This window comes from Rhodococcus sp. ENV425 (assembly GCF_002887785.1).
GTDB classification, from domain to species: Bacteria; Actinomycetota; Actinomycetes; order Mycobacteriales; family Mycobacteriaceae; genus Rhodococcus; species Rhodococcus aetherivorans.
Window position 1 is genome coordinate 1 of sequence record NZ_PCZU01000039.1, and the last position, 23,237, is coordinate 23,237.

At 64.4% G+C, this 23,237-nt stretch carries 20 protein-coding genes; 10 read left to right on the forward strand and 10 right to left on the reverse strand.

Translation table 11 applies throughout. From position 1 onward, the window contains the following. Positions 1 to 448: 448 nt before the first annotated feature. The 5 genes from CQZ88_RS02640 to CQZ88_RS02660 form a co-directional block, all read right to left on the reverse strand. Positions 449 to 1,162 carry a DUF2510 domain-containing protein gene (locus tag CQZ88_RS02640; protein ID WP_102799212.1) on the reverse strand — a complete coding sequence of 238 codons (714 nt, stop codon included), beginning with the start codon at positions 1,160 to 1,162 and terminating at the stop codon, positions 449 to 451. Between the two features lie 146 nt (positions 1,163 to 1,308). Then, positions 1,309 to 1,785, reverse strand: a complete 477-nt coding sequence (locus tag CQZ88_RS02645; RefSeq protein WP_043797161.1) for a hypothetical protein — start codon at positions 1,783 to 1,785, stop codon at positions 1,309 to 1,311. Positions 1,786 to 2,007: 222 nt separating this feature from the next. Further along, positions 2,008 to 2,781, reverse strand: a complete 774-nt coding sequence (locus CQZ88_RS29440; RefSeq protein WP_146034239.1) for a ComF family protein — start codon at positions 2,779 to 2,781, stop codon at positions 2,008 to 2,010. Continuing rightward, a complete protein-coding gene (locus tag CQZ88_RS02655) occupies positions 2,778 to 3,686 on the reverse strand; it encodes a DNA processing protein DprA (RefSeq protein ID WP_043797168.1) in 909 nt (302 codons plus the stop codon). Before CQZ88_RS02655 ends, CQZ88_RS29440 begins: the two co-directional genes overlap by 4 nt. 45 nt (positions 3,687 to 3,731) lie before the next feature. After that, positions 3,732 to 5,147: an SIR2 family protein gene (locus CQZ88_RS02660; protein WP_235194005.1), complete on the reverse strand. Its 1,416-nt coding sequence runs from the start codon at positions 5,145 to 5,147 to the stop codon at positions 3,732 to 3,734. A 702-nt stretch (positions 5,148 to 5,849) separates the two neighbouring features. On the opposite strand from CQZ88_RS02660, the gene CQZ88_RS02670 reads away from it, so the two are divergent. The 3 genes from CQZ88_RS02670 (at position 5,850) to CQZ88_RS02680 (ending at position 15,673) form a co-directional block, all read left to right on the forward strand. Continuing rightward, entirely contained in the window at positions 5,850 to 9,329 is a 3,480-nt protein-coding gene (locus tag CQZ88_RS02670) for a helicase-related protein (protein WP_043797158.1), read from the forward strand. Positions 9,330 to 9,447: 118 nt separating this feature from the next. Continuing rightward, the gene (locus tag CQZ88_RS02675; protein WP_102799214.1) at positions 9,448 to 12,240 is read left to right on the forward strand and encodes a DUF1156 domain-containing protein; all 2,793 of its coding nucleotides are present in this window, start codon (positions 9,448 to 9,450) and stop codon (positions 12,238 to 12,240) included. Between the two features lie 13 nt (positions 12,241 to 12,253). Continuing rightward, entirely contained in the window at positions 12,254 to 15,673 is a 3,420-nt protein-coding gene (locus CQZ88_RS02680; protein WP_043798089.1) for a Swt1 family HEPN domain-containing protein, read from the forward strand. A 239-nt stretch (positions 15,674 to 15,912) separates the two neighbouring features. Here the strand turns inward: CQZ88_RS02680 and CQZ88_RS02685 are convergent, their stop codons facing one another. The 4 genes from CQZ88_RS02685 to CQZ88_RS02700 form a co-directional block, all read right to left on the reverse strand. Continuing rightward, a complete protein-coding gene (locus CQZ88_RS02685) occupies positions 15,913 to 16,419 on the reverse strand; it encodes a hypothetical protein (protein WP_043798091.1) in 507 nt (168 codons plus the stop codon). Between the two features lie 35 nt (positions 16,420 to 16,454). Continuing rightward, complete coding sequence (locus CQZ88_RS02690; RefSeq protein WP_043798095.1) at positions 16,455 to 16,814, reverse strand: hypothetical protein; 360 nt, start codon at positions 16,812 to 16,814, stop codon at positions 16,455 to 16,457. A gap of 263 nt (positions 16,815 to 17,077) precedes the next feature. Then, on the reverse strand, positions 17,078 to 17,674 hold the full coding sequence (locus CQZ88_RS02695) for a cadmium resistance transporter (protein ID WP_003939264.1): 597 nt from the start codon (positions 17,672 to 17,674) through the stop codon (positions 17,078 to 17,080). Continuing rightward, entirely contained in the window at positions 17,671 to 18,030 is a 360-nt protein-coding gene (locus tag CQZ88_RS02700; protein ID WP_006550697.1) for a helix-turn-helix transcriptional regulator, read from the reverse strand. The genes CQZ88_RS02695 and CQZ88_RS02700 overlap by 4 nt, the downstream gene beginning before the upstream one ends. A gap of 197 nt (positions 18,031 to 18,227) precedes the next feature. Between CQZ88_RS02700 and CQZ88_RS02705 the strand changes: the two genes are divergently transcribed. The 7 genes from CQZ88_RS02705 (at position 18,228) to CQZ88_RS02735 (ending at position 22,709) form a co-directional block, all read left to right on the forward strand. Further along, the gene (locus CQZ88_RS02705; RefSeq protein ID WP_003939266.1) at positions 18,228 to 18,830 is read left to right on the forward strand and encodes a recombinase family protein; all 603 of its coding nucleotides are present in this window, start codon (positions 18,228 to 18,230) and stop codon (positions 18,828 to 18,830) included. A gap of 1 nt (position 18,831) precedes the next feature. Next, positions 18,832 to 20,217 carry a Mu transposase C-terminal domain-containing protein gene (locus CQZ88_RS02710; protein WP_003939267.1) on the forward strand — a complete coding sequence of 462 codons (1,386 nt, stop codon included), beginning with the start codon at positions 18,832 to 18,834 and terminating at the stop codon, positions 20,215 to 20,217. Further along, entirely contained in the window at positions 20,217 to 21,026 is an 810-nt protein-coding gene (locus CQZ88_RS02715) for an AAA family ATPase (RefSeq protein ID WP_003939268.1), read from the forward strand. Before CQZ88_RS02710 ends, CQZ88_RS02715 begins: the two co-directional genes overlap by 1 nt. A gap of 65 nt (positions 21,027 to 21,091) precedes the next feature. Continuing rightward, positions 21,092 to 21,535 (forward strand): hypothetical protein, encoded by a 444-nt coding sequence (locus CQZ88_RS02720; protein WP_258008423.1) that lies wholly within the window; start codon positions 21,092 to 21,094, stop codon positions 21,533 to 21,535. Between the two features lie 141 nt (positions 21,536 to 21,676). Further along, positions 21,677 to 22,012, forward strand: a complete 336-nt coding sequence (locus CQZ88_RS02725) for a hypothetical protein (protein WP_102799215.1) — start codon at positions 21,677 to 21,679, stop codon at positions 22,010 to 22,012. 15 nt (positions 22,013 to 22,027) lie between these two features. Then, positions 22,028 to 22,237, forward strand: a complete 210-nt coding sequence (locus CQZ88_RS02730; RefSeq protein WP_102799216.1) for a hypothetical protein — start codon at positions 22,028 to 22,030, stop codon at positions 22,235 to 22,237. Positions 22,238 to 22,475: 238 nt separating this feature from the next. After that, on the forward strand, positions 22,476 to 22,709 hold the full coding sequence (locus CQZ88_RS02735; protein WP_102799217.1) for a hypothetical protein: 234 nt from the start codon (positions 22,476 to 22,478) through the stop codon (positions 22,707 to 22,709). Between the two features lie 275 nt (positions 22,710 to 22,984). Here CQZ88_RS02735 and CQZ88_RS02740 read toward each other — a convergent pair whose 3' ends face one another. Continuing rightward, on the reverse strand, positions 22,985 to 23,167 hold the full coding sequence (locus CQZ88_RS02740; protein WP_102799218.1) for a CsbD family protein: 183 nt from the start codon (positions 23,165 to 23,167) through the stop codon (positions 22,985 to 22,987). Between the last annotated feature and the right edge of the window lie 70 nt (positions 23,168 to 23,237).

Sequence of the window (23,237 nt, forward strand, 5' to 3'; positions counted from 1 at the left end):
TGAAGGGATACTCGCTGCGCAGGATCTGCCGGCCCTGCTCGAGATCACCGGCATCGATCGCGGCCACGGTGCGAGCGAGAATATCGGCCTTGTCGCCCTCGGCGAGAGCAGGATCCGGAACCGTTTCGGTAGATGAAGATTCGGGAATCGGCACATCTGCGATCGTAGGACCCTCTCAACTACCCGGCTGCACATCGGTGGGAGGTATCAGCGAGCTCGGCGGTTGTGCAACCAGTACGCGGTCCGTGTCGACGACCGGGCATCTCACCTACCTGCCCGGATCGCTTCCGGCTTCCGCTCAGGAATGACAGCGAGCGAACACCCCGACCGCAGCGACAGTGAACATCCGCAGGTTCGAAGAGCGGCAGAACAGCACCGGACTCGTGGGCCGCTGATCCGGCTTGCCGGACACGAGGGCGAACGAACGAGATTCATGCTGCCCGCCCGATCACCGCAGCCGAATCCGGACCCCTTCGGAGAACAACGTCAACGAATCCTCGAACAACAGATAGTCCGGTTCCGCTCCACTCATCTCGTAGTAGAGCTCCCCGGAGGCCGCTTCCCCAGGGTTCAATGTCGGGTAGGCAAGCGGTGAGAGCGTGTTGACAGTCGGGCTGAAACGACGCTCCTGCGAGTCGAACGCATCGAGGTCACCGAACCGGAACACCCGGGGACCCGTACCGATATTGGTCACCGTGATCGCGGCAGTCGAGTTGCCCCACGAGTGCACGACGATCTCGAAACTACCGTCGCGCAGCGGCACACCCAGATCGGTGGCAGGCTCGGCGACCGTGGTCTCGGGCGGGGGCGCGAGAGTCGGGGTGTCCACGGTCTCGGGCGGCACGGGGGGCGCCGTGGTCTCGGGCGGGGCTGCAGGCTCACTGCTGGTGTCATCGGCGCGGACAGAGGCTTCGGTGTCGTCGCTGCCTTCGACGAAGATGCCGCCGATCATGATGACCAAAATGGTCGCTAGTACCGCTCCCAGCAGAAGAGAGTGCCCACGGCCCCACGACGAAGTCGGGTTCTGCAATGTCGATGACTCTGGTTCCGGCACCGGTTCGGTCCGGATGCGGGTGTTGGACGTCCATTGCTGTCCGTCCCAGTACCGCAACACCGCCGGATCGTGAGGATCGGGCCGCCACCCGGGAGTCGAGTCGTTCATCGGGCGCGTGCCCTCCTTCCATGGAGATCGATGTACGAGCAGTACCGATGATCTTCAGGACATCTATACATGTGGTCCTCGAGCGGGTGCTGCTGCTGGGCGCAGCCGCCCGCGCCGCATCACCCGCGAGGTGATGTCCTGCTCGGCTACCCGGTTCTGGTCACCAGGCGAACGACCGGTCCGACGATGGCGACGAGGACGAGAACAGCAAGAACCCAACCCACCGTTGGAACTTTGATGACGGCGACGACGACCAACGATGCGGCGGCCATGACGATCAATGCCCAGATGAACTGGCGCTTCCACCGGTCGAGCGGTTTGCGCCGGTACCACTGTGTCGCTGTCTCCGACCGAGGCGCGATCCGCCCACCGAGTTTGAACTCGAACAACGCGATTCCCGTGCTGTCGGCGAATGCTTGTGCAGCCCGGGTGTATCCGCCGTAGGAGAAGTGCACCCACTGAGCATTGCCCTTCTTCAGGTACACCGTCTCGTGGAGCTGCCGGAGATGATGCTCGTCCATCGGCGTCGGGGTGGTCGTTCCGCGCCCGACGACATCGTGGCCGTCGATGTGGAACAGATCGTCGGCGTTGCCTCGGCGGGTGCTGACCCGATCGAATCCCATGTCCTGCATGTGGGCACTGACCGGCTCATACATCTCACGGCGACTGAGCGCAGGTTTCACCGCGACTCACTATCTCGGGGCATAGCACAGGAGACTATCCGATGTTCCCGACATGCCTGGCCGGACGCAGTCCGACCGTGGCGGCGCCTTACTCAGCACATCCGTCTCGTAGAGCTTGGGTCGAGGAACCGCAGTGTGGATCCGAGCTTCATGCGTCAGCGGTCATGCCTCGATCTGTGTACCCGGGTGCTGGCTGTTGACCAACGGGCTCTGTTCCCAGGAGAACTGTTTTGCCTTCTGCCCTGCCCAGAATGCCGGGGTGTTCTTGTAGCCGACGTTGACGCGGCGGGCGACCACAAAGTGACCGGCAAGGTGATGCCCGGCAGCGTCGAGTGCATACGCAGCGCTGTTGATACGGGCACCGGTGGTGCACACGTCGTCTACGAGTAGGACCCGCCGGGTGGGACCGTCCACGGAGACGAATCCGTCAGTGGACGGCTTGTTGAACGACAACGTTCCTGATCCACGGCGTAGCAGGGTTACTACGGGAACCTGCAGTGGCAGGTCTCGAAGGATGGTCTCGAGTGGGTGTGGGCCCGTCCGGCTAGACGAGGGGACGACCGTGATCACGTCAACCGAACTTCGTGCTTGTATGCGCGCACCGTGTTCGTACAGGAACCTGGCGATCAGTGCTTTGACGACGTCGACGTACTCGGGGATAAAGGGCTCACTTTCGTCGACACGACCCTTGTAGCAGGTCAGCCATTCGCGTAGCTGCGACGGCTTGTTGTACAACGAGATCATGTCCAGCGGTGGTGCTGGCACCCCTAGGGTCTTCCTATTCTTCGCGCAGTTCCAGCATTCCCCAGTCGTCCATTCCGTCCACGTGCGACAGCGCCAGCAGGTTTCAGGCTGACCATCGGTGGGAGGCGGTACCAATTCGGGGATTGCCTTCTCGGACAATTCCCAAAGATGCGGATCGATGTGCTCGATCACTGGTCGATCCCGTCGAGCGTGCGCCGAACCTCCTCAGCGCTGGTGATAAAGGAAGCTTTGCCGTCGTCGGCGAGCTTGCGCGCCCAATCTTGGTGTTCGAGGGCAGGTGACCACATCAGGACTGGTCGGCCGTATCCGATGGCTTGCTCGATCTCGTGTCGGCTGCCGCTACGGGACTCACCGGACATGATGATGCTGATATCGCTGAGGCCGGCGATCACGTGATTGCGGCGCAGGAACGAGGTGCGAGTTCTCGGGGCATACGGTGCGAACTGCGATACCAACACCCCGTTCTTGCGTATCCGGCGAGCCAGATCGATGTTCTGCTCGGGGTAGATGCGGGTGATACCGGTCCCCATCACAGCGACGGTGGCTCCGTCCGCTGCCAGTGCTCCTTCGTGTGCGGCGGCGTCAACGCCGAGGGCCAAACCGGACACGATCGTCGTTCCGGTGGCCGCGAGATCTGCGGCCAGCTCGTGGGTGTCACGGATGACTTCCGTACCGGCGGATCTGCTACCGATGATTGCTACGGAGGAGGATTCACGGTCCAGGGCTGCGGTGGCGAACAATATCGGGGGTGCGTCCCAGCACTCGGCAAGCCGTGCCGGGTAGCCGGGGGCATCGCAGGTGTCCGAGGACAGGAGGGGCCGGGCGACGCCATCCCTGGCCAGAATGTCGATCTGCTTGTGCCAGTATTCGATTCGCGCGTGATCGAGACTCTCATGGAGGTATCGGACCAGCTCAGAATCCGACGATCTATTGCTCGGATCCAGGAGACTCGGATCCAGCAGAGCGCGGAACTGGGCGGGGTCGCGCAAAATGTAGGTGAGATCGCTGGGCTGTGCCGGGAGCAGCTCGAGAGAAGCCACCACGATCGCGGCCTGCCGCAGGTTGTCATCCTCCATGACAGTCATGGTACGAGGGCTGTACGACACGCATCACGAAGTGGACTACGACTCGTACATGGCCTGCTTGATCAGGGATTTAGCGGCGCGCGCGGTGATGGTCGGGTCGGCATCGTTGAGCCTTTCCCACGTCGCGTGCTCGGTGGCACGGCTGCCGATAGCTGGAGGGTTGCCCCTGTGGGCTTCCCAGTAGTCGCGTGCGGCGCCACCGGCGGCGGCAATGGGGATCACCGCGACCCGTCGATCTGCCGCCCAACCGATCTCCTCGGCGGTTCGGGTCCCCCCACGGATGGCGACGAGCGCCCGACAGTCGTCCAGGACACTTGTGACGAGTTCCTTGCGCGGGAGATCGGAGTAAATGGAGGTCCCGACTCTCTCTGGCGGCACCACGGGGGGTTCGTCCTTCCCACGAAAATGGATCATGAGTTTGCTGGGGTCGTAGGTCCCTTCCTTCCGCCGCGTCCGCGCGACGTCCCGCGAGGTGTACCAGCCGGCCGGTCCACCGAGGCTGGCGATTGTCCATGTCGGTTCATCGACGAGGGTGACAGCGAGCGCTGCGCACCAGGGGCCCAGGATCTCTTCGTCTTGCTCCGGCGTTGCGTTTTCGATTCTGCTGCTGCCCGAGACGAACAGGTGTGGCGGGCGGGTACGCAGCACCAGCTCGGCGAGCAGATCAGGGATCTCGTCGTGATCGTTGATCTCGCAGACTGTGACACCGCTGTTCTCGAGGTCGGCGGCCTGGAGTCGATACCGGCGTAGGTCTTCCGGTGTGGCATCGGCACCATTGGGGGGTTTCATCACGGCGATGTGGCGGTCGGCGGATGCGGTCCCCAGGGTGCGGGCAAGGCGGAGGAGTATCTCGATGTTGGGGTCGGTGAAACTGAATCCCAGGAAGAGCATGGTTCGGCTCATATACGACGATCGGAGCACGGTCCAGGTGCGAGGATGCGCCAGTTCGTAGCGTTCGTAATCGGTACGTGTGATGACAGGCGGGAGTTCCCACTCATTACGATTGTCGATGCTGCCATGCATCTTGATGATCGCCCGCCGACGCGAGGCAATGTTATGAACGTGGTCCTCTCCAGCGACGACGACAGCCTCGGGAATGGCAGTTTCCAGCAGTCGGTCGTAGTTGGTAGTCCAAATCTCCTTGATGTCGAGACGTCGCAGATCCCGGTGGCTCGATGTCGGTTCGGGGGGAATCTCGATCATGGTAGTGAGGATGTGGGTCTCCAGCGCGTCGCGGCCGCCGTTTCCGCGGTCCAGTGCGATGTACTCGGCGACCAACGGCAGATCGGCGTGGCCCGGAATATCACAGCGATCTTGCATCGGCTTCAGCAGTGAACCCCAGTCCGGATAACCAGCAGCCCGCGAGAGGCCCGCGCCCACAAAGACGGCGGCATTCCCGGACAGGATCGCCTGTCCATACGTCTCGACAAGTTTGGCGCGTGTGATCGGCACACCCCGTATTGTGCCAATCCGGGTGAGCGCGCCCCGTGTGCGCACGAGATCCCGAGGCGGGGGCAGCCCCCGATTCCCGCCACTTCCCGGGACTTACCCCTATCCCTGCAGTCGACTGGGGTCGACATCTTTGAATCCGCTCTGGTACCCGGCATGACCGGCGTGACCGGGATACCCCGGATAACCAGCGTACCCAGGGTATCCGGGGTATCCCGGGTATCCGCGATGGGGTTGAAACGTGCGGTGCAGAAGCCGATTACCTACCACCGTCCCCAGGTACTTCCCCTTCTTGTCGACGGCATCGGCATCCCCCCAGGGGAACCATCCGATCCACTTTCCGCGCTTGTCAAAGAGGAACTTGTCCCCTTCCATCCGTCGGAACGCAATCGGTGAACCACCGATATCGAAGTAGAAAATGGCCATGCTCATCCCTTCAGAACCATGTCGGCAACTGGAGCATCTCAGACACTTCCGACATATGCCCTCCAGGATGCAGACTCCTGGACGTCTGACGAATGAATCCGCTCGACACACTTCATGAACCTCGTGATTCCATGCACGCCGTGCCAGCTACCCAAAGGTTCCCGAGCCCAGAACGATAAAAGTGATGTGTGACATTCTTCGCCCCGCGAACGATCACATCTGTAAGGCGACAACGCAGGGGAGAGTGATAGGACGGTGGCAGCTTCATCACCGGTAGGGATGCCGGTGCGGCTCGAGGATCTCGACCGTGGCCAGGTGCTTCGTGGTGTGCACTCAGGACCTGTGACCCTCGTCGATGTCGACCGGCACGGTCCGGACGCGGTGACGGTGACGTTCAAGGACACTGCCGGTGGACTGGGTCAGCAGTTGCTGTACCGGACCGATGAGGAACGCCTGCGGATCGAGACACCGCAGGCCCGATGGTCGTTCGATGCCGATCCGGCCGAGTTCCGCCTCGCCGCCGAAGCACTGCGCATCCGCATGGCCGGCCTGCACGATCCGATGGTGGCGGTCTCCTCCAGCGCGGTCGATCCGTTGCCGCACCAGATCCGCGCCGTCTACGGCGAACTGCTGCCCCGCACCCCACTGCGGTTCGTCCTCGCCGACGACCCCGGCGCCGGCAAGACGATCATGGCCGGGCTCTACGCGAAAGAACTGATGCTGCGCGGGGACCTGACCCGCATGTTGATCGTCGCCCCCGGCTCGCTCGTCGAGCAGTGGCAGGACGAGCTGGCCACCAAGTTCGCCATCGACGCGCAACTGCTTTCGCGCGAGATGATCGCCTCGAGCCCGGACGCGAACCCCTTCGAACGCTATCCGCTGCTGATCGCCCGGATGGACCAGCTCGCCCGCAACGACGACCTGCTCGCCGTGCTCGACACCAGCGAGTGGGATCTGGTGGTCGTCGACGAGGCACACCGGATGTCGGCCACCTGGTACGGCGGCGAACTCGACGTCACCCGCCGCTACCAGCTCGGCCAGCGCCTCGGGCAGATCACCCGGCACCTGCTGCTGATGACCGCCACCCCACACAACGGCAACGAAACCAGCTTCCAGGCGTTCATGGCGCTGCTCGATCCCGACCGGTTCGAAGGCGAATACCGCTCCGGAGCGCACACCACCGACACCTCGGGGCTGATGCGCCGCATGGTCAAAGAAGAGCTGCTCACCTTCGACGGCACCCCGCTGTTCCCCGAGCGCATCGCCGAGACCGTGCCGTACACCCTCTCCGACGGCGAACGCCAGCTCTACGACGAGGTCACCCGCTACGTCCGCGAGGAGATGAACCGCGCTGACCGTCTCGGCGCCGACAACCCTCGCGCCCGCACCGTCGGCTTCGCCCTGACCGTGCTGCAACGACGCCTGGCGTCCTCCCCGCATGCGATCGTCCGGTCACTGCAACGCCGCCGCGAACGCCTCGGCACCAAACGCCGCGACCTGCTCACCCCCACCCCGACGAGTCGGGTCGACGATCTCACCCTGACTGGGATCGACTTCGACGATCCGGACGAGTACGACGCCGGCGAACGCGAAGAGATGGAAGAACAGGTCGTCGACGCCGCCACCGCGGCGCAGACCGTCGCCGAACTCGACATCGAAATCGCCCGCCTCGGGGTGCTCGTCGCCCTCGCCGAGCAGGTCCGGGACTCCGGTGAGGACCGCAAATGGGCCGAACTACGCTCGCTGCTGTTGGATCGGAATCTGTTGCGCGATGCCCAGGGTGCCCCGCGCAAGCTGATCGTGTTCACCGAACACCGCGACACCCTGGACTATCTGACCGCCCAGATCCGCAACATCCTCGGTCGCGAAGATGCGGTGGTCACCATCCACGGCGGCACCCGCCGCGAGGACCGCCGTACGATCCGCGAACGGTTCACCCACAACCCCGATACCCAGGTGCTCATCGCCACCGATGCCGCCGGGGAAGGGCTGAACCTGCAGGCCGCCCACCTGATGATCAACTACGACCTGCCGTGGAACCCCAACCGGCTCGAGCAGCGGTTCGGCCGGATCCACCGCATCGGCCAACGCCACACCTGCCGACTGTGGAATCTCGTCGCCGACGGCACCCGCGAAGGCCACGTGTTCACCCGGCTGCTCGAGAAGATGGAAACCCAGCGTCGCGCATACGGTGGCCGGCTGTTCGACGTCCTCGGCGACGCCTTCACCGACCGCCCGCTACGCACCTTGCTGCTCGACGCGATCCGCTACGGCGACGACCCGGCCCGCCTGGCCGCCCTCGACCAGGTCGTCGACGCCGAAGTCTCCCGCGGCCTGGACACCCTGCTCGAAGAACGCGCCCTGGCCCACGAAGCCCTGGCTCCGCACGAACTCGACCGGCTCCGCCGCGAGATGGACGAAGCCCGCGCCCGCCGGCTGCAACCGCACTACATCGCCGCGTTCTTCCACGACGCGTTCCCCCGGCTCGGAGGCCGCCTGCCTCGCCGGGAAGCAGGAAGGTTCGAGATCACCCACGTCCCCGCGACTGTGCGGGCCCGGCAACGTCCGGGCGCGGCGGTGCCGATCGTCTCGCGCTATCAGCGGGTCACCTTCGATCTCGACCGCATCGACCTGGGCGAGCCCACCGCGCCACGCGCCGAACTCCTCGCCCCCGGCCACCCGCTGCTCGACACGGTCCTCGACGCGACCATCGAAACCCATCAGCAGGCGCTGGAGACCGGAACCGTGCTGTTCGACCCGCACGACCCGGCCGAACATCCCCGGCTGATCGTCGCCGTGACCGGGGAAATCAGCGACGGCACCGGGGTGGTGGTGTCCAAACGCTTCGACTTCATCACCCTCACCCCCGACGGCACCGCCGCCTTGTGCGGGTCGGCCCCCTATCTGGACCTACAGCCCCTTCCCGCCGAGGCACGCACCATCGCCGACGAGGTCCTCGGCCATAGCTGGCTCGCCGGCGGAGTCGAGCAACTCGCCGCCACCTGGGCCATCACCCACGCCCAACCCGAACATCTCGCCCAGGTCAAAGACCGCGTCCTGCCGCTGCTGGACAAGACCCGCAGCGCCGTACACAAACGCCTCACCCAGCAGATCAACTATCTCGACAGCGAAGCCGCCCGCCTGCGCGATGTCCTGGCCACCCGCACCCAGGGCCGGCACGCCAAACCCCGGCACAGTCCCGACAGGCTCGAGGCCCGCGCCCGCGACCTCGAAGCCCGCCTCACCGCCCGCACCACCGAACTCGACCTGCAATCCCGCCTGGCCGCCAAACCCCCGCAGATCGCCGGCGCGGTGCTGGTCATCCCCGCCGGCATGCTGCCCGGCGCCCCCGCCCGGTACGCCAAGGAAACGGCTCGCATCGAACGCCGCGCCGTCGACAAGGTCCTCGCCGCCGAACACGCCCTCGGGCGCATCCCGGAGGAGATGCCGCACAACAACAAGGGCTACGACATCCGCTCCCTTGACCCGCAGGACGGGCACTACGTGTTCATCGAGGTCAAAGGCCGCATCGAAGGCGCCGAGGACTTCACCGTCACCTTCAATGAGGTCCTCTACGGCAAGAACGTCCCCGACCGCCACCGCCTCGCCATGGTCTCGGTCAGTGACCGCGGCCCCGACCACGACCAGTTGCGGTATGTGCATGAGCCCTTCCGGCGCATCGACCTTGGCGATCTCGCCGCCACCGAGGTACGCCTGCATTGGGCCAAGACCTGGGCGAAAGGCGGACCACCCTCCTAGCAGCCTCCCGTCCCGACCGGACCGGGCACCGCCGCCGGATCCCGGCACGCCCGGCCACTACTGTTTCCCGTAGTTACGCTCCCGCAGCACCGATGTACGTAGAGAAGGACCCCACTTCGTGACCGCCGACACCACCGCAGTTCCCCGTCGCAAGCTCATCGAGGTTGCACTGCCGCTGGAGAAGATCAACGCCGAATCGGCCCGCGAGAAGTCAATCCGCCACGGCCACCCCTCCACCCTGCACCTGTGGTGGGCCCGCCGACCCCTCGCCGCCGCCCGCGCCGTGCTCTTCGCGCAACTCGTCGACGATCCGTCCTCGTTTCCCGATCGATTTCCTACCGACGAGGCCGTCGCGAAGGAACGCAGACGCCTGCACGAGATCATCGAGCAACTGGTGGTCTGGGAAAACGCCGGCGACGAGAACCTGCTGCGCCGAGCCCGCGAGGAGATCCTCGCCTCCACGGACGGCAACCCGCCGCCGATTCTCGACCCGTTCGCCGGTGGCGGCACCATCCCCCTTGAGGCCCAGCGGCTCGGCCTCGAAGCCCACGCATCGGATCTGAACCCAGTCGCAGTGCTCATCAACAAAGCGCTGATCGAGATCCCGCCGAAGTTCGCCGGGCGCCCCCCCGTCTTCCCCGGGGCAGCGGACGCACAGATAAATACCTGGCCGCGGGCTACCGGACTGGCCGAAGACGTCCGCCGCTACGGGCAGTGGATGCGCGACGAAGCCGAAAAACGTATCGGTCACCTGTACCCGAAGGCGGAACTTCCGGACGGCACCGAAGCCACTGTCATCGCATGGATTTGGGCCCGCACCGTCACCTGCCCCAACCCCGCCTGCGGCATTGCCATGCCCCTCGTCCGGTCGTGGTGGCTCGGCAAGAAGAAAGGCAAGGAAGCCTACGTCGTCCCATCGGTTGTCGACGGCAAGGTGGAGTTCAGCATCGGCCACGACCCAAAGAAGGGGCCGACAAAGGACACTGACGGCACCGTGGGACGTACGGGGGCAGTGTGCATCGGTTGCGGAGCAGCCGTAGAGCGGGAACACATCAAAGCTGAAGGTCGTGCCGGGCGTATGGGTGCTCAACTCATGGCTACCGTTGCCGAGGGCAGGCGAACTCGCATCTACCTGGACCCCACGCCTGAACACGAGCTTGCAGCACAAGTTGAGCGACCCATAGATGTGCCAGATCAGGAACTCGGTTATCACCCGAAAGATATTTGGACGCCGCCGTATGGCTTGACTACCTTCGCTGACCTGTTCACCTCTCGCCAGCTAACCGCACTGATCACCTTCAGTGACCTAGTCGGCGACGCTCGCGAACGTGTCCTCGCCAACGCCCTCGCGGCTGGTGTACCTGAAGGCGGCCGACTCGAAGCGGGCGGTACCGGCGCGGCAGCCTATGCAGATGCGGTGGCAACCTACCTGGGACTAGGGGTCAGTAGATTCACAAACTACCAAGCTTCGTTATGCAGATGGCGGCCTGATGCGGGTAAGGAGCAGGTCGGAGACTTCTTTGCTCGCCAAGCGATCCCGATGACATGGGACTTTGCCGATGCGAACTGCTTTAGCAACTCAGCCGGTGGCTGGGGACCTGCGTTCAAGTTTATTCCCAAGTGTCTCGATTATCTTCAGCCTGCAGCGGCGACGGCAACGGCCGTTCATGCCTCTGCTACCAATCGCGCATTCACCGGTCACGTCATCTCTACTGATCCTCCTTACTACGACAACATCGGCTACTCGGATCTGTCCGACTTCTTCTATGTTTGGCTCCGCCGCTCGCTGCGCTCGATCCATCCCGAGCTGATGGGATCGATGCTTGTCCCGAAGGCCGAGGAGCTCGTCGCTAACCCCTACCGCCACGAGGGCAAGGACGGCGCACACCATTTCTTCGAGAAAGGGTTCCGCGAGGTATTCCGCCGTGCTCGCCAGTCTGCACTGCTAGATTTTCCGATCACGGTGTATTACGCCTTCAAGCAACAAGACGCCAATGACAATGGAGAGGCATCAACAGGCTGGGAAACCCTGCTAGAGGGAATGATTCACTCAGGGTGGGCGATTACAGCTACCTGGCCTATGCGTAGCGAACTCGGAAACCGGATGCTGTCGCAGGGAACCAATGCTCTCGCCTCGTCCATTGTTCTGGCGTTGCGTCCCCGAACAGAATCCGCTTCGACCGTCGACCGACGCGGATTCATCAATGCACTAAAGGATGAACTTCCGCAAGCACTCCGCGAGTTGCAGCAAGGTGCGATCGCCCCGGTGGACCTGCCCCAGGCTGCAATCGGCCCTGGTATGGCAGTGTTCTCCCGCTACGTCGGAGTGCTAAATGACGACGGTTCGAAGATGACGGTGCGTGCTGCCTTGGCCAGGATCAACGAGATTCTCGACGAGGTACTCGTAGAGCAGGAAGGCGACTTCGACTCGGACACGCGATTTGCGATCGCGTGGTTCCGCCAGCACGGATTTGACGCGGGCAAGTTCGGTGATGCCGACAACATGGCCCGAGCTCGCAACGCCTCTCTTGAGCACCTCGAACGATCCGGCATTCTCACCAGCCGCGCCGGGAAGGTCGCGCTGCTGTCCCCTGCTGCATTGGGGGAGATGTATGCGGTCAGGGATTATGACCCGGGCAGTGACCCGCATATCAGTACATGGGAAGTGGTGATGCACCTGTCTCACGCTCTGTCGGAGAAAGGCGTACCGGCCGCCGCTGCGTTGCTGTCGCGGGTGCCGGAGTCGATCGATCGGGATCTGTGCAAGGAGCTGTCGTTTCTGCTGTTCACCATCGCAGAGGACCTCAAGCGCACCCAGGTTGCGATCGAGTTCAACTCTCTCGGTACGGCATGGAACGACATCGTCGCCGAGTCCCGCACCGCGTCGACCCAGCTGACGCTGGACACCTAGAAGGAACCGTGCCATGGCTGTGAGCAACCGCGACCGCATCGGTCGGATCTTCGAGCTTCTCGGGCCCGCGCTGGACGAGTTCCACACCTACGTACTGGCCAAGAAACTGCCGGAAGGTGGGGACTGGACGGCGCTCCTGGCAGCGCGGGACAAGACCAAGGGCGTCGGGGCGGCGAAGACGTATGTGCGCACCGACCCGCAGAACGGGCTGCGAATGATCACCGAACAGATCCCCAACCAGATCCAAAAAGGCTGGTATCCGTTCACCGACCACCTCTCCCGCACCGAGCAATCCTGGGCGACAGAGCTGCGGGATGTGCGCAACACTTGGGCGCACAACGGATCGTTCTCCGCCGACGACGCGTATCGGGCCCTCGATACCGCCGAGCGGTTCCTCCGCGCGATCGGGGCGCCGGACCAGGCCGATGAGGCCCGACGCTCCCGGATCGAGCTCATGCGTCTGAGCTCCGAAAAGCAGGACCGCAAGGTCGTCAAGACCTCCGCGGCGGCGGAGATCGGCGCCGACGGTCTCGAACCGTGGCGGCTGGTGCTCAGCCCGCATCAGGATGTGCAGAGCGGCAACTTCCATGCCGCCGAGTTCGCCGCAGACCTGGCGATGGTCTCCCGCGGCGAAGGCGACCCCGAATACACCGATCCGGTGGAGTTCTTCGCCCGCACCTACCTGACCGAAGGCTTGAAGGATCTGCTCGTCCCGGCGATGCAGAGACTGTCCGGTGACCCGAACGCCGCGCCGATCATCAACCTGCAGACCAACTTCGGTGGCGGTAAAACCCACTCCATGCTGGCGGTGTGGCATCTGGCGTCGGGCCGGCCGCTGGTGGACTATCCGCAGGAAGTACAGGACCTGCTCGCCGGCACCGAGTTGCCGGCTGCCCGTCGGGTGGCGCTGGTAGGCACCCAGATCAAGGCCGGTGCGGTGAAGGTGATGCCCGACGGCACCCGCATCAACACCATCGGCGGTCTGCTGGCCTGGCACCTCGGCGGTGCCGAAGGCTATGCGATGGTCTCCGAATCCGACACCAACCGGCTCAACCCCAGCGGCGAAGCACTGCGCGAGCTGTTCCTGCGGTTCGGCCCGTCGGTGATCCTCATCGACGAATGGGTCGCCTACGCGCGCCTGTTGTTCGGCCACGAGGAGCTGCCCGACGGCACCTTCGATGCCCAGTTCACCTTCGCCCAAGCACTGACCGAGGCCGCCAAAGCCGTCCCGGGCACGTTGGTGCTGATCTCCATCCCCGCCTCGGCGGAGATGAAGGACGGCGAGTACGTCGGCGACGAGGAAGAGGTCGGGGGACAGAACGGCCGCGAAGCATTGAAGATGCTGCGCAAGGCCGTCGGCCGTGTCGCCGAGCAGTGGCGCGCCGCCAACGCCGAGGAAAGCTTCCACATCGTCCGGCGCCGGTTGTTCGAAACCCCGGACAGCACCGCCCTGGCAAAGATCAACGCCACCGCCAAGGCCATGGTGGCGTTCTACGTCAAGAACAGCGGCGACTTTCCCCGCGAGGTCCGCGAACTCGACTACGAGGAACGCATCCGCCGCTCCTATCCGATCCACCCGGAGCTGTTCGACCGGCTCTACCAGGACTGGTCCACCCTCGAACGCTTCCAGCGCACCCGCGGTGTCCTGCGGTTGATGAACGTCATCGTCGGTCAGCTCTGGCGCGAGAACGACACCGCCCCGCTGATCATGCCCGGATCGATCCCGCTACGCGCCGACAAGGTCGTCACCGAACTGACCCAGTACCTCGACGACCAATGGAAGGCCCTGATCGACACCGACGTCGACGGACCGAACTCCGCCCCAGCCCAGGTCGACAACACCAACCAGCTGCTCGGCCAACGCCTGACCACCCAACGCCTGGCCCGCACCGTCTTTATGGGCGCCACCCCCACACTCACTTCCGCGCACAAGGGCCTGGACAAGCAACGGATCTTCCTCGGAACCGCCCTTCCCGGGGATGTGCCGGGTAACTTCCATTCGGCGCTGAACCACCTGGCCAATACCGCCACCTACTTCTACAACTCCGGGTCGCTGTACTGGTACGACACCCAGGCAAACACCACCCGCACCGCCCGCGACCACGCCGAACGCCTCCACAAGGAAGACGTCTGGGCCGAAGTCGTGCGCCGACTGCAGGATCACCGCAAGACGGCGTCGGACGGGTTCGCCGGCGTGCACGTCGCACCCGACTCGTCGGCGGACGTGCCGGACGTGCCGGAGGTGCGATTGGTGATCGTGCCGCCCGCGTATCTGCACAACCGCAAGGCCAAGGCCGACTCCCCGGCGGCGATCTGGGCGAAAGACGTCACCGAGCACCGTGGCAGTGCCGCTCGCACCCACCGCAACATGGTCGCCTTCCTGGCCGCCGACGACGCCCGCTGGGGTGAACTCGACAGCGCGGTCCGGGACTTTCTGGCCTGGTCCTACATCCGCGACAACGCCGACAAGGACCTGAACCTGACGGCCGCGCAACGGCAGCAGGCCGTCGACCGGGTCGCCACTCACAATCAGGCCGTCGCCGACCGGCTGTTGCAGACCTATCACTGGGTGCTCGCCCCTACCCAGCGCGATGCGACCAAGCCCCTCGAGATCGAAGCGTTCAAGGCCGACGGCACCACCACCGATCTGGCTGCCCGGGCAGCGGCGAAGTTGCGCAACGAATCGCTGTTGACCCTGCAGCGCAGCGCCGGCCTGATCCGCCACGACCTGTCCGGCACCCTCAAGGCCGCCTGGGACCGGGAGGGCCACCTCAGCTTCGGCCAGTTGTGGGACTACTACACCACCTACCCGTACCTGGCGAGGTTGCGCGATCGCACCGTCCTCGAACACGGGGTGCAGTCGGTGTCCGACGAGATGTTCTGGCAACAGACCGGCTTCGCACTGGCAGTCGACTGGGACGGACAGAACTATCTCGGGCTGGTTCTGCCGTCCGATCAGGTGAGCGTGCCGCAGATCACCGATGCGCTGCTGCTGGTCCAGCCTTCCCGGGCCGAGGCGCAACGCGAACTCGAACTCGCCGAGTATCAGGCAGCACAGGGCGAGACCGCATCTCAGCACGAGGGTGGCCCCACCGCGGGCGACGAAGAGACCGCACCTACCGCCGGTGCGACGGTCCAAGCCACCACGGGCGCATACACCGGTAGCCGCAGCGAAACCGAGGGGACCGCTCCGATGGCGAAAACCCGATTCTTCGGGTCCACCGCCCTGCACCCGGACTTCTACGCCCGCGACTTCAACAAGATCACCAACGAGATCATCCAACACCTCGCCGCAGCCGACGGCGTTCACCTCGAAGTCCGGGTCGAGATCACCGCCACCACCCCGAACGGATTCGACGAGAACAAGATCCGCACGGTCCGTGAGAACGCCGCCGTCCTCAAATTCGACCAGGCGGGGTTCGAAACCGACTGATCAAACGTATACACGGATGCCGTCGAGGTAGCGCCGAACCAGTATCGAAGTAGTACTGAAACGGTACAAAAGTGGTACAGTATGTGGTGCCCGAGACAGTAGTCGAGGGAAGTGGTCCGTGTAGGAGGTCTCCGGAGCGTAAGTACCCCTCGGGGCAGCTCCACCAGGTGGTTTCCAGCCTTGCGTGCCCATCACACGTACCGAAGGCCCTCTCCCTCCGGAGAGGGCCTTCGCGCATCTCAGAGGGTGATGACCTCGATGCGATGCTCGATTTTGCGGCGTATGGACCCGCCCCGACCCCACGCCCAGGCGTGAACGTCGGGAAGCCACAGCAACGGATTGCTCGGACGATCGTGAAGGTACTCGAACGGGGCCTGCGGACCTACCGCCTGCCGAATCACCCGATTGTCCTCTCGATCTTGATCGCACGACTCGATGACCACTCGACTCGCAGACAGCTCCACCAGATCGTGAGCAGCTGCAGTGAGCGTGAGGTCCCGCGCCTCACGTTCGGAAAGCTTGCGTGACTTGACCACATACAAACGGCTGTCGGCATTCAACTTCGCGACCTCGGTCACGATCTTGGGCGCTGTCTTTCTGTCCACCGACTTCATGTGGAGTCGGCTGCTTCCCTTGGGGCACAGTTCTCTCATCCGTTTGCGCATCTCGTCGACGCCGGACGGTACGACGGTCACAGCGCAGAGGATGTAGTCGTCGCGCTTCGACTCGTCAACGAAGACATGCACGGCCCGCCCCCAAATCCTCGGCAGGTGCGGTCACGTCAGGCTCCTTCAGTGGAGGAACTGCACACGATGTCGCGGATCACCGCGAGTTTTTCCTGAGCGTCGGACGAGCCCACGGAACGCAACATCGCATCCCCACGTTCGCTGGGATTCAGGACGGCGCTCACCACATCGGCAATGGGAGTGCCCAGCAGGTAGAGGCGGACCTCGTCGTCCTGATTGGGTGGCAACTCGGCGGGGAGGTGTCCGATCCCGTGAGAGGCCAAGGCCCGGCTGATGGCGGATCGAACGTGGATCCCCAGTCGTCCCGCGTCCTGGATCCGCTTCAGCGTTTCCATCGTCGTGGTGTAGACGCCGGCGTCCACTACCGCCGCTCGCAACTCGCTATAACTGTCCATGATTTACTCCTAATTATTAAACAATAATTGCAACTAATCTCATGGTAGCGGAAGTTTGCGGGGACAGCGCGGGTGTGCTGTTTGACGATCCTCAAACAGCACACCCCGAAACGGTCCGGCACTCGATCGTGTGGACTTGATCGCTTTGTGGCGGTCTTCTGTGGCTACTTCTTGGCGGCGACGTACCAATCGGGCGTTCTGGCCGGAAGAATTAGAGCGAGTCGGCGACTCACGGGTGCGTGGTGGGGTTTGCGTCGGTTTTGTCAGAGTCCGAATGCTCCGCCGCTGATCAGGATGAAGGCGCCCAGGCCGATCAGGACAGTCGGGAACAGGATATGTTCCCAGCGCTCTAGGACTTCGGCGATCGGTCGGCGGGTGGCGACGAACTTGGCCAGGCCCACCAGTCCCGCCACCAGCACCAGGAACACGATGCAGTAGGCAACTACGGCTCCCGTGCCCACGTTGAGAAAGACGGGGACGTAGACGCCGATGTTGTCGCCGCCGTTGGCGAAGGTTACGCCGGCCACGGTCCATACTGCGACGTTCTTGCCCTCGATCTTTGCGTCGTCGTCATCATCGTCCCCGCGCCAGGCCTGCCACGCGGCCCGCAGTCCCAAGCCCAGTGGGATCAGTCCGAAGTAAGGGATGGCCCCCGGGGGCAGGAAGGCTCCCGCGCCCAGGGAGACGAGCACTGCGGCGCCGAGGATGCCGACGAAGCCAAGATACTGGCCGGCCAGAATGCGTGCGGTGGTGCCGCGTTGGCCTGCTCCGCGGGCGAAAAACAGCGACAGGACGATGATGTCGTCGATATTGGTGGCAATGAACAGGCCGATCGCCTGCAGGGCCGAGGACAGGATCACGCCTGCACCTCCGTGGCGTGACAACCCGGCACTGAGCAGTCGGGCTCCAAGCAGGGGGCGTTTTCGTTGACCGCGAGGGTGACCTCGACCAAGGAGGATAGCGACCGCGCCAAGTGCGGGTCTGCGATCTCGTACCGGGTCTGGCGGCCTTCGGGCACTGCGACAACGATCCCGCAGTCGCGCAGGCATGCCAGATGGTTCGACACGTTCGACCGTGTCAGCTCCAAATCGCGGGCCAGCTCCGCCGGGTAGGCCGGCTGCTGCAGCAAGGTCAGCAGTATCCGGGACCGCGTCGGGTCGGCCATCGCCCGCCCTAACCGGTTCATCACATCCACACGAGAAACAATAGTCAGCACTTACTGAACTATACAGCGTCTGCTGAACTGTTGGGACAGCGCCTTAAAAACCTAAAGATTTATGAGACATCAGGTGGAGGCTGAAATTCGAGATCGCTTCATGGGTCAATGGACACATTTTTCGTCTCTCGAAGTCGTCTCACTGCAAAGTGTCGCAGGGTGGTGCTCGGCAGGGGTTTGTGAGGCACAATCGGGTCATGAGGCTGTTGGGGTACACCCGCGTGAGTACCGCGAGTCAGGACGCGCAGTTGCAGTTGGATGCACTCGTGGATTCCGGGGTGCAGAAGCGGGATGTGTTTGCGGATGTGACCTCGGGTAGCCGGACCGCGATCGAGCGCCCCGGGATGAAGCGGCTATTGGACTACGTCGAGCCCGGCGACACGGTCGTGGTATGGCGCATCGATCGGCTCGGCCGTTCCCTGATCGATGTCCTCAACACTGTGAACCTGCTTCGGGACAAGGGCGTCAAGATCCAGTCTCTCTCGGACGGCATCGACCCGGAGACCACTTCCGGCCGGCTGATGCTGGGCATGCTCGCAACGCTGGCCGAGTACGAGCGCGAGCTCATCACCGAGCGAGTCAATGCCGGCATCGCTGCGGCGAAGCAGAGCGGCACCCGCTTCGGTCGTCCACCTGTTGACCCAGCGGTGATTGCCGAAAAACTCGACATCGCCCGAGACGCCAGAGCCAAGGGCCGCACAGCCGAAGAGGCCGCCCGGCTGGTCGGGTGGTCCCGCGCCACTCTCTACCGGCACCAACAAGCTGCCCGCGACCGCGACACGGTCTCCCAGCAGGTGTGACGTGGACGGGCCGCAGCGGTGGCGCATCCTGCGACTTCACGTCGAGGACGGCATCTCGCTGACGGCCTTGGCCCGCGACACCGGTACCGGGCTGCGCACCCTGCAACGCTGGCACCAGCTCTACAAGACCGGCGGCATCGCGGCGTTGGAGCCGCGGCCACGGCGCGACACGGGATCTCGACGTACTCCGGCGGAACTGGTCACGTTCCTCGAGCACCTCGCGCTCACCCGCCCACGCCCGAGTACCGCTACTTTGCATCGGCTCACCGTGACCGAAGCGGGGCGCTTGGGTTTGGCGGCCCCGAGTTATGCCACGGTCCGCGCCATCGTCCTCGCTTTGGACCCGGCCCTGGTGACGCTTGCTCTGGAGGGGCCGGCAGCATATCGGGACCGGTACGAACTGGTGTTCCGCCATCGTGCCGAACGCCCGAATACGACGTGGCAAGCCGATCACACCGAACTCGACATCCTCATCACTGGCGCCAGTGGCACCGCCGAGCGGCCCTGGCTGACGGTGGTGATGGACGACTACTCCCGCGCTGTCTGCGGATACATGGTTTTCACCGGGGCGCCCTCGGCGATGAACACCGCGCTGGCGCTACGACAGGCGATCTGGCGCAAGACTGATCCGGCCTGGGCGATGTGCGGGCTACCTGACGTCCTCTATATCGACCACGGCAGCGACTTCACCAGCCACCACCTCGAGTACACCGCGATCGCACTGAAGATCCGCCTCATCTTCTCGACCGTCGGACGACCGCAAGGCCGAGGCAAGATTGAGCGATTCTTCGGCACAGTCAACACCGAACTCCTGGCCACCCTGCCAGGACACCTGGCGCCCGGGGCAAAGGCGCCGCAACCATCGTTGGACCTACCTGCGCTCGATCAAGAAATCGCCAGTTTCATCGCCACCTACAACGAGCGGACTCACCGGGAGATCGGCACGAGCCCGAAGAAGGCGTGGATTGGTGATGGCTGGTTGCCGCGCATGCCCGAATCCCTCGATGAACTCGACGGACTACTGCTGACGGTGCCCAAACACCGCACCGTGCAGCGTGACGGAATCCATTTCCAAGGCCACCGCTACCGCTCATCGACCCTGGCACCGTTCGTTGGGCGCCCCGTCACGATCCGATACGACCCGCGCGATGTCTCCGAGATCCGCGTCTACGACCACGACACCTTCGTCTGCGTCGCCATCGACGAGGCCCACCCGAACGAGAGACTGAGCCTGCGCGAGATCGAGACAGCACGCCGTGCCCGCCGCCAGAAACTGCGTAAAGACATCAACGACCGCATCCCCCGTATCGCCGATCGTGAAGAACCCCGCACCACTGCGCCCGTTGCCCGCCGATCGAAGCTGCGAACCTACGAAGAGGATGAATGATGACCAAGGACTTCATCGTCACCAAGGAACACCGCCGCTTTAGAGAGTTCGCGAACGCCGTGCGCAAAGAACACACGATCGGCATCTGCCACGGCGATGCTGGCATCGGCAAGACCCTCTCGGCACGCCGCTACGCCCACTGGGACACCCTGGGCGCATACATCGACGAATGGGGTCCCCGCACCGAAGACGACGCGAAGCACCACGCCACAGCAAACCGGACCCGCACAGTGTTCTACACCCCCGAAGTCCTGCCCCGGCATAAACAGCTCATGGCCGAGATCGAGCACCTACGCATCAGAGTCGGGATCTGTGTCGACGAACATCAACGCAGTATCGGCAAGGCCACCGGCGCTCGCACCGGTGACGTGACCAGGTGGGTCGAACTATTAATCATCGACGAAGCCGAACGCCTGACCCCGACTGCGCTCGAACTACTCCGCGATCACCACGATCGCCACCAACTGGCAATCGTCCTCATCGGTATGCCTGGCATCGATCAGCGTTTCCGCCACTACCCGCAGCTCTACTCTCGCCTCGGATTCTCACACCGCTACCGGGCACTCGGCCGAGAAGAACTGCTCTTCGTCCTCGACCGCCACTGGAAACGCCTCGGCCGCACCCTCGACCCTGACGACTTCACCGACGCTCAAGCTATCGCCGCGATCGAACGCATCACCCGGGGCAACTTCCGACTCCTCGAACGCCTCTTCCCGCAGATCGCCCGAGTGCTCAAGATCAACCAACTCGAGACCATCACCGACGACGTCATAGAATCCGCCGCTAGCATCCTCGTGATCGGAAACTAACGCCCCCGAGCGATCACAGAAAACCGCCACACAGCGCTCAAACCCACACCGGGGATGAGCAGCAGGTGCGCCTGGATGTCACCAGCGCGCTGACCGCCAGCGCGGCGGTGTTCGCCACCTTCGGTGCGATCCGCATGGTGTTCACCGACCCGGCCGTGGCCCGGGGCCTGGTCACGGCGCTGCGCCGCCCGCTCGGCGGGGGGTATCTGATGGCGCTGCCCGAGAAGTTCATGCTCGGCCTGGATCGGTTCGTGGCCGACGAGCATCTGGTGACGGTGCACTGGTCGGCTGTGCCCCAGACCAACATCGTGCCTGCAGGGGCGTTCGATCCGAAGCGTCGCCGCCACGTGCACTGGGTCGATGTGGAGGCCGGGCCGTTGATCTTCCGGTTCTTCGACAAGGCCGGACACGCCGCGTTCATCGGCGAGATCGCCCGCACGGTGCAGGTAGCCCGCTCGGTGCTCCTCCCGGCCGACGAGAAGGCCCTCGCGCTGGAAGGCCGCAGCTGACCCCCGTTGTCCCCAGGTGGCCCGGTTCTCCACAGAACCGGGCCACCTGCTCGTTCTGCGCCCGGACCGGTCACCGGTGCGGGGCACACTGATACCCGGCACCGGTGCCACCCCCACCACCGCACAAGGAGGGACCCCGTCATGCACACCTGGACCGTCACCTGCGATCCGGCCCCCCCACACGAGGCCGGCACCGCCGCGTCCGAGGTCGACGCCGTCCTCGCCGGCACGGCGGCCATGCGGCGGCTCGTGCGGGCCACCCACCGGGCAGGGCAGCAGGGGTCGTTCGTGAATCTGGTGATCGACGCCCGCCCCCGCATCGGCATCACCGCCGCCCCCGACAGCGTCGAAGGCGCGCTCGAACGCCTCGACCTGTACGAATACCAGGCCACCCTCGCGGCCGCAGTCGACGACAGCGTCCTCGGCCGCCTCGACCTCGAGTCCGAGGCCATCGCAGACACCGACGCCGACGAGTGAGAAGGCAGATCAACGATGAGCAGCCCCTACCAGCGCGGACATGCCGCCGGCTATGCGGCCGCGGTGGATCGCGCACACCACGGTGACGCCACAGCCGACGACGCCGAGCGGGGCCAAATCTGGCTGACCACCGAGCCGGGGGAGCGCCTCGACAACGCTGCAGCCGCCGAGTACGAATGCGGCTTTGTCGATGGTTGGGCGGAATACCTGGAGGGCTGTAGCTGACCACCGACCTTCGTCAGCAAATCAACGACAGACGAATACCGGCCTCGACGGAAAATAGAAGAAAACCGAATACCCCGCCGGGTGGACCGGCCACGACTCACCCGCCGACGCCGACCTTGGTCCCGAACGACGGTTGCAATGGACAGCGGTCCCGGATGTGCACAGGTGTGCCACGATGGACAAAGTTCCCCGGTTGAAGTGCCCGCGACCTCTTCGTCGGGGCGTTCGAGGAGTGAACATGAACGGTCAGCAGCCCGAACCCACCGTATCTCTGCGGCAGAACGATCCCGCCGTCGACGGCGACTCGGACGAGGAACGGAACGGGGCTCGGCCCAATCGGTATGCGATCTCGCTGGGGGCGCTGCTGTCCAGGGCGTGTATCGGCGAGGTGCAGCAGGTGCAGGCCCAGCCCGTCTCCGATCCACGCGAGTGGGTGGGCGGCTGGGACGGTGTCGTGGGCGACGGCGACTGACGGACTGTCGCCTGACCACGTGGACCGCAGCGCGCTCTCTCTGTCCGCTTCGTGGTCCCAGGGCCGCGTCGGCCGAGGGCGCTCGAATTCGAGATGGTCGCCCTGCCGGGAAGCACAGCGATCGTCTCGGGTCGGACCCGACTCCCCAGCCAACCGTGGGTGGGGTGGGATCGACTGCGGATGCCGCATCTATACGGCTGGGGTTCGGTGGGAAGGGGGGAGTCGTGCTGACCGCAGCGCAGCACCCTGGGTATGAGCCCACGCGAAGTGGTGGCTCAGTCGGGCGGGGGCGCCTCGGACGGTCCGTGGCGTCTGCGGTCCACCTCGTCCTGTTCCTCGATTCCGGCTCGGGCGAGATCGTCGTTTCCGGAGAGGGTGCCCGTAATCTCTTTGATCTTGCCCTCGGCGTCGTCGACCACGTGTCGGGCGCGCTCGGGCAGAGACGAGGTGTTGTTCATGAGGGTCTCCTGGAAGAAGGCGGGGGTCGGAGGCGAACGGTACGACTGGAATACCCTGGGCGGGAGTGGA